Raw genomic sequence first — 7,608 nt, 5'->3', positions numbered from 1 at the left:
GATCGCCGACCGCATCGTCGAGACCCTGCGCATGGCCCGCCAGGTCGGCGGCACCGAGCTGACCGGTGTGCTGCGCGCGCTGTCGTCGTCGGTGCGCGCCGACGCCGCGCTGCGCGGGGAGGTCGAGGCACGGCAGTCGTGGATCCGCGGGGCCGCCGTGCTCGGCGCGGTCGCCCCGTGGGTGATCCTTGGCCTGCTCGCGATGCGCCCGGAGGGACGCGATGCGTACGGCAGCACCGAGGGAGTGATCGTGATCCTCGTCGGCGCGGTCGTGTCGGTGGTGGCGTTTCGCATCATGCTGCGCATCGGGCGTCTGCCCGAGCCGGAGCGGTGGTTCGGATGACCGTCGTGACCGATGCGGCGATCGCCGTGCTGCTGGGCGGGTCGCTCGCGCTCGGCCTGCTCGGTGTGCTCTCGGCCCTGCCGCGCTGGGGTGCGCCCTCGCTGGATCGACGGATCGCGCCCTACGTGCGCGATGTGGTCGACGATGAGGTTCTGCCGCCGGGCATCCTCCCGGCGGTCAGCATCATGCCCGTGCACGGCCGACGGCTCTGGGACAGGCTGCGCGAGATGCGCGACCGGATGCTCGGCGGCGGCGACACGCTGCGCCTGCGCCTCGCGCAGGCCGGAGCCGCCCAGACACCGGCGACCTTCCGCGGGCGTCAGCTCGCCTGGGGAGTGGCGGGTCTTCTGGTCGGCGCGGTCGTCGTGGTGATCATCGCGGTCTCGGGCCGCATGAGTCCGCCGGCCGCGCTGCTGCCGATCATCGCCGCCGCCGGCGCCGCGATCACGTACGACATGCAGCTCACGGCGCGAGCGCGCGCCCGTCGGGCCCGTCTCGCGGACGAGCTGCCCACCACGCTCGAGTTCCTCGCGCTGTGCCTCTCGGCGGGGGAGTCGCTGCTCGACGCGCTGCGCCGCGTGTCGGCCATCGGCACGGGCGAGCTGACCGGAGAGCTGCGCCAGACCGTGCTCGCGGTGCACACCGGCTCGCCGCTCGCCGATGCGCTCGGCGAGACCGCCACGCGGCTGCAGCTGCCCGGCCTCTCGCGCGCGACCGACCAGATCATCGCCGCGCTCGAGCACGGTGCACCGCTCGCCGCGGTGCTGCATTCGCAGGCCGCCGATGCGCGCGACGAGGCGAAGCGCGTGCTCATCGAGCAGGCAGGGCAGAAGGAGATCCTCATGCTGCTGCCGCTCGTGTTCCTGATCCTGCCGCTGAGCGTGCTCTTCGCGGTGTATCCGGGCCTGTTCATCCTGCGACTGGGGCTCGGCTGAGACGAGATCGACGATCCGGAGGGAAGAGAGATGAAGAGACTGCAGAACTGGTTCGCGGCCGGCCGCGACCTGGTGGAGGACGAGCGGGGCGACGTGCCGGGGTGGGTGCTGGTGACGCTGATGACCGCAGCGCTCGTCGTGGTCATCTGGGCCGTCGCCGGCCCCGCGCTGGTCGACCTGTTCGAGCAGGCGATCTCGCGCGTCTCGGGCATCTGATCGTGGCTCGGGATGCGTGCGCGGTCGCTGCTCGCCGATGAGCGGGGTTCGAGTCCCGTCGAGTTCGTGCTCGTCGGTGCGCTGCTGACGGCGCTCACCCTCGCCGTGCTGCAGATCGCGCTCGCGATGTACGTGCGCAACGTCGTGCACGACGCCGCGGTCGAAGGGGCGCACCACGCGGCGCTCGCCGACACGACGCTCGGCGAGGGTGCAGCGCGCACCGAGGCGGTGATCACCCGGGCCGTCGGGGCGGAGTACGCCGGCGACGTCGCGATCGGGGAGGACACGAGCCTGGGCCATCCCAGCGTGCTCGTGCGGGTGCGCACCACGCTGCCCGTGCTCGGCCTGCTCGGCGTTCCGTTCGGATTGGAGGTGGAGGCTCGTGCGCCCGTCGAATCGTTCGGAGACGACTGAGTCGCTGCTCGATGACGAGTGCGGCTCCGCTGCCCTGGAGTTCATCGTCGCCGGAGTGCTGCTGCTCGTCCCGCTCGTGTACCTGGTGCTCGTGCTGGGCGCCGTGCAGGAGCAGACGCTCGGCGCCGAGGCGGCCGCGCGCCACACCGCGCGGGTGATCGGTCAGGCGCCGGATGCCGAGGCCGCCGCCGAACGAGGCGATGCGGTGCTCGCCGGGGTGATCCGCGAGTACGGGATGGACGAGGGTGCAGTCGACGTGGGGATCACCTGCCGCCCGGCATCGGCCGCGTGCCCGAGTGCGGGGGCGACGGTGATCGTCACGGTGCGCACCGAGGTGACGCTGCCACTCATGCCGCCGATCTTCGGACTCGATGAGCTGGCAGCCATTCCCGTCGAGGCTCAGGCGGCACAGAAGATCTCGAGGCTGTGGGGCAGCGGATGAGCCTGCCCACCCGGCTTCGCGCCGCGCTCGCCGATGACGACGGCAGCGTGCTGCCGCTGGTGCTCGGCTACGTGCTGCTCGCCATCGCGGTGATCTTCGTGTGCGTGTGCGCCACCGACTTGTACATCGCGCAGAAGCGCCTCGACTCGCTCGCCGACGCTGCGGCGCTCGCCGGATCAGACGGGTTCACCCTGCGGGCCGAGGGTGACGGGGTACGGGCCCAGCTCACCGACGACGGCGTGCGCGAGCAGGCGTCGGCCGTGATCAGCGCCGTCGACGGCGACTCCGAGCTCGTCTCGGCGGGAACGCCCGACGGGGTGTCGGCGCGCGTCACGGTCGCCGCGGCCTGGCATCCGCCGCTCTTCTCGCCCTTCGTGCCCGACGGCGTGCCGCTCGAGGCGACCGCGACCAGTCGCACCGCGCTGCGCTGAGCCGGCCGTCAGCGCTCGCGCCGTGGCAGGAACTTCGGCGTCCACACGGCGAAGCCCGCCGCTCCCAGCAGCGCCACGCCGCCCATCACACCGGTCGCGAGGGGGAGCGAGGCGAGCGCGACGATCGACGCGATCACGACCGGGGCGGCGGCGCCGCCGGCATCCGTCAGAGTCCGCCACGCGCCCAGAAAGGTCGCCGGATCGCGCTCGGGGGCGAGGTCGGCGCCGTAGGTGAGCAGGATGCCGCTGGAGAGGCCGTTTCCGAGGCCGAGCACGGCCGCCATCAGCACGAACCACGTCGTCGCCTGATCGAGGTCGTGCGTGGCGGAGAGGGCGATGAGGCCTGCGCCCATGAGCAGCATGGCCGGCAGCGCCGCCCAGATGCGCCCGAAGCGGTCCATCACCTGGCCGCTCGCATAGAACAGGGCGAAGTCGATGGCACCCGAGACGCCCACCACGATCGCGATCGTGCTGGCGTCGAGCCCGAGGGACACGCCCCACAGCGGCACGATCACCTGACGGGCCGAGCGCACCGCCGACAGCGCGGCGGCCGACAGGCCCAGGCGCATCAGCACGCCGCGGTAGTACGAGATCGTCTCGAACACGCCGTACCGGTCGCGGGTCGGGATCGATCCGGTCACGACCTCGCCGGTGTCTTCGGCGACGGCGGCACCGGTGGGCTTGAGCAGCACCGGACTGGTCTTCTCGGGGTCGGGCCCGAACAGCACGAGCGGCACGATCGCCGCGCAGCACACGATCAGCGCCCAGATCGTCGACTGCTCCGACCCGGTCAGCCCGATCAGCGCGGCCGCGACGAACGGCCCGATGAAGACGCCGAAGCGGAAGCTGCCGCCCAGCAGCGACAACGCCCTGGCGCGGAACCGGGGAGGCACGCGCGTCGTCATGAACGCGTGCCTGGCGAGCCCGAATGCCGCCGCGCAGAAGCCGAGCACGAACACCGAGGCGGCGAACAGCGTGAGGTCCTCGGCGAGCAGCATCCCGGCACCGGCCGCGATCGACAGTGTGCCGGCGACGACCATCGTGAACCGTTCGCCGAGCCTTGCGACCAGCGCACCGGCGGGCAGGTTTCCGCACAGCTGGCCGATCACCAGCGCGGCGGCCACCAGCGCGGCCAACGACACGTCGGCGCCGAGCCGGGTCGCGATCACGGGGATGAGGGGGATGACCGCGCCCTCGCCCAGCGAGAAGAGCACGGTCGGCGCATAGACCATCGGTCCGAACCGCCTCAGGACACTCGCGGCACTGTCAGTCACGACGTTCACGCTAGCCGCGCCCGCACGTCGACCGACGCAGGGACATACCGCGGTCAGGGAGACCGGCACCTGGCGCGATAGGGTGGACTGCCATGTTCGAACTCGATCTCTCCGCCGACATACAGGCCCTGCGACACACCTTCGGCGACATCCGCGAGGTCGTCGACGTCACCTCCCTGCGCGAGGACATCGCGCGACTCAGCGAGGAAGCGGGCGCCCCCGACCTCTGGGACGACCCCGAGCAGGCGCAGAAGGTGACCAGCGCGCTCAGCCACAAGCAGGCCGATCTCAAGCGCATCACCGAGGTCGAGCGCCGCCTCGACGACCTCGACGTCCTCATCGAGCTCGCCAACGAGATGCAGGACGAGGACTCGGCCGCCGAGGCGCGCGCTGAACTCGAGTCGCTCACGCAGACCATCAACCAGCTCGAGGTGCAGACCCTGCTCGACGGCGAGTACGACGACCGCAACGCGATCATCACGATCCGCTCGGGCGCCGGCGGCGACGACGCCACCGACTTCGCCGAGATGCTCATGCGCATGTACCTGCGCTGGGCAGAGCACCACGGCTACCCGGTGAAGGTGATGGACACCTCGTACGCCGAGGGCGCCGGCATCAAGTCGGCCACCTTCGAGATCACGGCGCCCTACGCGTTCGGCACGCTGTCGGTCGAGGCCGGCACCCACCGCCTCGCCCGGATCAGCCCGTTCGGCTCGGCCGACAAGCGCCAGACCTCGTTCGCTGCGGTCGAGGTCATCCCGCTGATGGAAGAGGCCACCGAGGTCGAGATCCCCGAGAACGACATCCGCGTCGACGTGTTCCGCTCGTCGGGCCCCGGCGGACAGTCGGTGAACACCACCGACTCCGCGGTGCGCCTGACCCACCTGCCCACCGGGATCGTCATCTCGATGCAGAACGAGAAGTCGCAGATCCAGAACCGCGCCGCGGCGATGCGACTGCTGCAGACCCGGCTGCTGCTGCTGCAGAAGGAGCAGGAGGCGGCGAAGAAGAAGGAGCTCGCCGGCACGATCACGGCCAGCTGGGGCGATCAGATGCGCTCGTACTTCCTCTACGGCCAGCAGCTGGTCAAGGACCTGCGCACCGGACACGAGTCGGGCAACCCCGCGAGCGTCTTCGACGGCGACCTCGACGACTTCATCTCGGCGGGCATCCGCTGGCGCAAGCGCAAGGACGAGGACTGATCCTCACCGACCACGCAGAACGGCCCCGAGCTCGAGCTCGGGGCCGTTCTTCGTCTACGCCGATGTCGAGGGGCGCCGGGTCACTGCGTCGCGCACGTCGAGGCCGCGTCGGTGAGGGTCGAGCCGAACTCCATCGCGTCATCGGGGTCGGTCAGCGCCAGGTCGCCGTCGGCGATCTGCTGCAGCGAGGCGTCGCTCATGTCCGATGCGACGAGCTCCTCGCCGAGGCAAAGCAGCATGCCCTCGGGATACTCCATGTCCTGCTGCTGGACCATGATCTGCTCGAGTCCCAGCGCGACCTCGTCGGCGGTGGGACGCTCGCCGGTCGCGTCGGGCGCGGCCGACTCCTCGGGTGCGGCCGACTCGTCGGCATACGGCGACTCCGAGGCGTAGGGCTCCTCCGAGGCGTACGGGTCGGCGGATGACTCCCATGAGCTGTCGGCGATGGTCGCGAACAGAGTGATGCTGAGCACGATCGTGGCGACGATGCCCATCACGATCGACAGGATCAGACCGACGATGCCGGGCCACTTCGCGGTGTTCTTGATGAACAGCGCGATGATCGACACGACGAACGCGGCGAAGAGCAGGAACGAGCCGATGCCGAACGTGACGAAGTTCGGGATGCACGCGATGATGCCGCCCACGACGGCAAGCCCGAGCCCGACGTATCCGAGCACCGGGGTCTTGCGCGGTCCGGCATCGGATGCCGGGTAGGCGCCGGCGTATGCCGGGGCGCCGCCGTAGGGCGCGGGCGCAGCGTACGGGTTCTGCGGGTCGACGTTCGCGGTTCCTGGGTAGCCCTGCTGGCCGTAGTCGGGCCGTCCGTACGCGGCCTGTCCGTACGGGGCCTGTCCGTAGGGCGCCTCGCCGTACCCGCTCTGCGGATAGCCCTCCGGCGTGACGGACGGGTAGACCTCGGTCGGCTGGGCGGTGTCCCCGGCGCCGGGCGCGACCGGCGGGGTGTACTCGCCGTGCGGATCGCCGGATGCCCCGGCCTCCGGCACCGCACCCGTGTCCGCGGTCTGCTCCGCGGGCTCAGCGGCGCTCTCGGGTGCATAGTGCTCGGTCCACTGCTCGCCGTCCCACCAGCGCTGGCGTCCCGATCCGTCGTCGTACCATCCTGCGGGAACGCTCATGGCCTTCTCCTCGTCTCCGTCTGCGCCGCCGGCTCGAGCCGCGCGGCCTGCCCTCGTGGCGCATGCGCACCTCTACGTGTATACCAGTCGCGGTCGACGGGAACGCCTCGGGGGAGTGTCGCTGGCTGCCCCGGCTCGGTCGGCGCCTAGGCTCGAATGGCCATGATCCGGTTCGAGAACGTCACTAAGCGCTATCGCGGCACGAAACGCCCCGCACTGTCAGAGGTCGACTTCAACGTCGAAGCAGGGGAGTTCGTCTTCCTCGTCGGAGCCTCGGGCTCCGGCAAATCGACGTGCCTGCGGCTGGTCCTCCGCGAGGACGTCCCCACCACCGGCCGCGTCGCCGTGCTCGGTCGCGACCTCCGCTCACTCGCCAACCGCAAGGTGCCGTACTTCCGCCGGCACATCGGCTCGGTGTTCCAGGACTTCCGTCTGCTGCCGTCGAAGACCGTCGCGCAGAACGTCGCCTTCTCGCTGCAGGTCATCGGCTCGTCGCGCGGATTCATCCAGCAGGCGGTGCCCGAGGCCCTCGCGCTCGTCGGCCTCGACGGCAAGGCCAAGCGGATGCCGCACGAGCTCTCGGGCGGCGAGCAGCAGCGCGTCGCGATCGCGCGCGCCATCGTCAACCGGCCCAAGGTGCTGCTCGCCGACGAGCCCACCGGAAACCTCGACCCTGCGACGTCGGTGGGCATCATGCAGCTGCTCACCCGCATCAACGCGGGAGGCACGACGGTCGTGATGGCCACGCACGAGGCGGCGTTCGTCGACCAGATGCAGCGCCGCGTGATCGAACTCAAGGGCGGCGAGATGGTGCGCGACGAAGTCGGCGGCGGCTACGGCGACACCTCCAGCATCCCGCGCCTCATGCCCGAGGCGGTGCCCGGCGCCGCCGTGGCCGCGGCGCTCACCGCGGTGCAGGAGGTCCAGCGCGAGACGATCACCGGCGTCGTGCCTACGCCGCCCGTCGAGCAGTCGGCAGCCCCGCAACCGGTCTCCCGGACGACGTCGAAACCGGACGCCGTGCAGCCGACCGCACAGGGCGCGCAGCGCCCGCCCGCGGTGGCCACCCCGCCCGAGGAGCAGGTGGAGGTCGCCGCTCCGCGAACCACCCCGATCGTGATCCCGGAGGTGGAGGTCGCCGAGCTCGGCATGGCTGACCGGCTCGGCCTCTCGCGTGACGACGACGAGGGAGTGGGCCCGCCCTCATGAACT

At 71.1% G+C, this 7,608-nt stretch carries 10 protein-coding genes; 8 read left to right on the top strand and 2 right to left on the bottom strand.

What is annotated here, in order from left to right:
* The 6 genes from RT309_RS11120 to RT309_RS11095 form a co-directional block, all read left to right on the top strand.
* Positions 1 to 343, top strand: a 343-nt coding sequence (locus tag RT309_RS11120) for a type II secretion system F family protein (RefSeq protein WP_396654447.1), incomplete at its 5' end; no start/stop codon positions are given.
* Positions 340 to 1,278, top strand: a complete 939-nt coding sequence (locus tag RT309_RS11115; protein ID WP_313357045.1) for a type II secretion system F family protein — start codon at positions 340 to 342, stop codon at positions 1,276 to 1,278. The genes RT309_RS11120 and RT309_RS11115, both read left to right, overlap by 4 nt.
* 30 nt (positions 1,279 to 1,308) lie before the next feature.
* Positions 1,309 to 1,494, top strand: a complete 186-nt coding sequence (locus RT309_RS11110; RefSeq protein ID WP_313357043.1) for a hypothetical protein — start codon at positions 1,309 to 1,311, stop codon at positions 1,492 to 1,494.
* 12 nt (positions 1,495 to 1,506) lie between these two features.
* Positions 1,507 to 1,908 carry a TadE/TadG family type IV pilus assembly protein gene (locus RT309_RS11105; RefSeq protein WP_313357041.1) on the top strand — a complete coding sequence of 134 codons (402 nt, stop codon included), beginning with the start codon at positions 1,507 to 1,509 and terminating at the stop codon, positions 1,906 to 1,908.
* The gene (locus RT309_RS11100; protein ID WP_313357039.1) at positions 1,877 to 2,350 is read left to right on the top strand and encodes a TadE family protein; all 474 of its coding nucleotides are present in this window, start codon (positions 1,877 to 1,879) and stop codon (positions 2,348 to 2,350) included. Before RT309_RS11105 ends, RT309_RS11100 begins: the two co-directional genes overlap by 32 nt.
* On the top strand, positions 2,347 to 2,781 hold the full coding sequence (locus RT309_RS11095) for a pilus assembly protein TadG-related protein (protein ID WP_313357037.1): 435 nt from the start codon (positions 2,347 to 2,349) through the stop codon (positions 2,779 to 2,781). Before RT309_RS11100 ends, RT309_RS11095 begins: the two co-directional genes overlap by 4 nt.
* A gap of 8 nt (positions 2,782 to 2,789) precedes the next feature.
* Here the strand turns inward: RT309_RS11095 and RT309_RS11090 are convergent, their stop codons facing one another.
* Positions 2,790 to 4,013, bottom strand: coding sequence for an MFS transporter (locus tag RT309_RS11090; RefSeq protein WP_313357046.1), 1,224 nt, complete (start codon positions 4,011 to 4,013; stop codon positions 2,790 to 2,792).
* Positions 4,014 to 4,147: 134 nt separating this feature from the next.
* Between RT309_RS11090 and prfB the strand changes: the two genes are divergently transcribed.
* Positions 4,148 to 5,257, top strand: coding sequence for a peptide chain release factor 2 (gene prfB, locus RT309_RS11085; RefSeq protein ID WP_313357035.1), 1,110 nt, complete (start codon positions 4,148 to 4,150; stop codon positions 5,255 to 5,257).
* Positions 5,258 to 5,337: 80 nt separating this feature from the next.
* Here the strand turns inward: prfB and RT309_RS11080 are convergent, their stop codons facing one another.
* The gene (locus RT309_RS11080; protein WP_313357033.1) at positions 5,338 to 6,396 is read right to left on the bottom strand and encodes a DUF2510 domain-containing protein; all 1,059 of its coding nucleotides are present in this window, start codon (positions 6,394 to 6,396) and stop codon (positions 5,338 to 5,340) included.
* Positions 6,397 to 6,558: 162 nt separating this feature from the next.
* On the opposite strand from RT309_RS11080, the gene ftsE reads away from it, so the two are divergent.
* Positions 6,559 to 7,605 carry a cell division ATP-binding protein FtsE gene (gene ftsE / locus RT309_RS11075; protein ID WP_313357032.1) on the top strand — a complete coding sequence of 349 codons (1,047 nt, stop codon included), beginning with the start codon at positions 6,559 to 6,561 and terminating at the stop codon, positions 7,603 to 7,605.
* Positions 7,606 to 7,608 lie beyond the last annotated feature (3 nt).

Origin of the sequence: Microbacterium sp., assembly GCF_032084865.1 — a bacterium.
Classification (GTDB): Bacteria; Actinomycetota; Actinomycetes; order Actinomycetales; family Microbacteriaceae; genus Microbacterium.
This window is presented reverse-complemented; position numbering and strand designations above follow the sequence as displayed.

Coding starts and splice junctions, on each gene's coding strand:
- RT309_RS11115 (WP_313357045.1), top strand. CDS start 340: ATGACCGTCGTGACCGATGCGGCGATCGCCGTGCTGCTGGGCGGGTCG.
- RT309_RS11110 (WP_313357043.1), top strand. CDS start 1,309: ATGAAGAGACTGCAGAACTGGTTCGCGGCCGGCCGCGACCTGGTGGAG.
- RT309_RS11105 (WP_313357041.1), top strand. CDS start 1,507: ATGCGTGCGCGGTCGCTGCTCGCCGATGAGCGGGGTTCGAGTCCCGTC.
- RT309_RS11095 (WP_313357037.1), top strand. CDS start 2,347: ATGAGCCTGCCCACCCGGCTTCGCGCCGCGCTCGCCGATGACGACGGC.
- RT309_RS11090 (WP_313357046.1), bottom strand. CDS start 4,013: ATGGTCTATGCGCCGACCGTGCTCTTCTCGCTGGGCGAGGGCGCGGTC.
- prfB (WP_313357035.1), top strand. CDS start 4,148: ATGTTCGAACTCGATCTCTCCGCCGACATACAGGCCCTGCGACACACC.
- RT309_RS11080 (WP_313357033.1), bottom strand. CDS start 6,396: ATGAGCGTTCCCGCAGGATGGTACGACGACGGATCGGGACGCCAGCGC.
- ftsE (WP_313357032.1), top strand. CDS start 6,559: ATGATCCGGTTCGAGAACGTCACTAAGCGCTATCGCGGCACGAAACGC.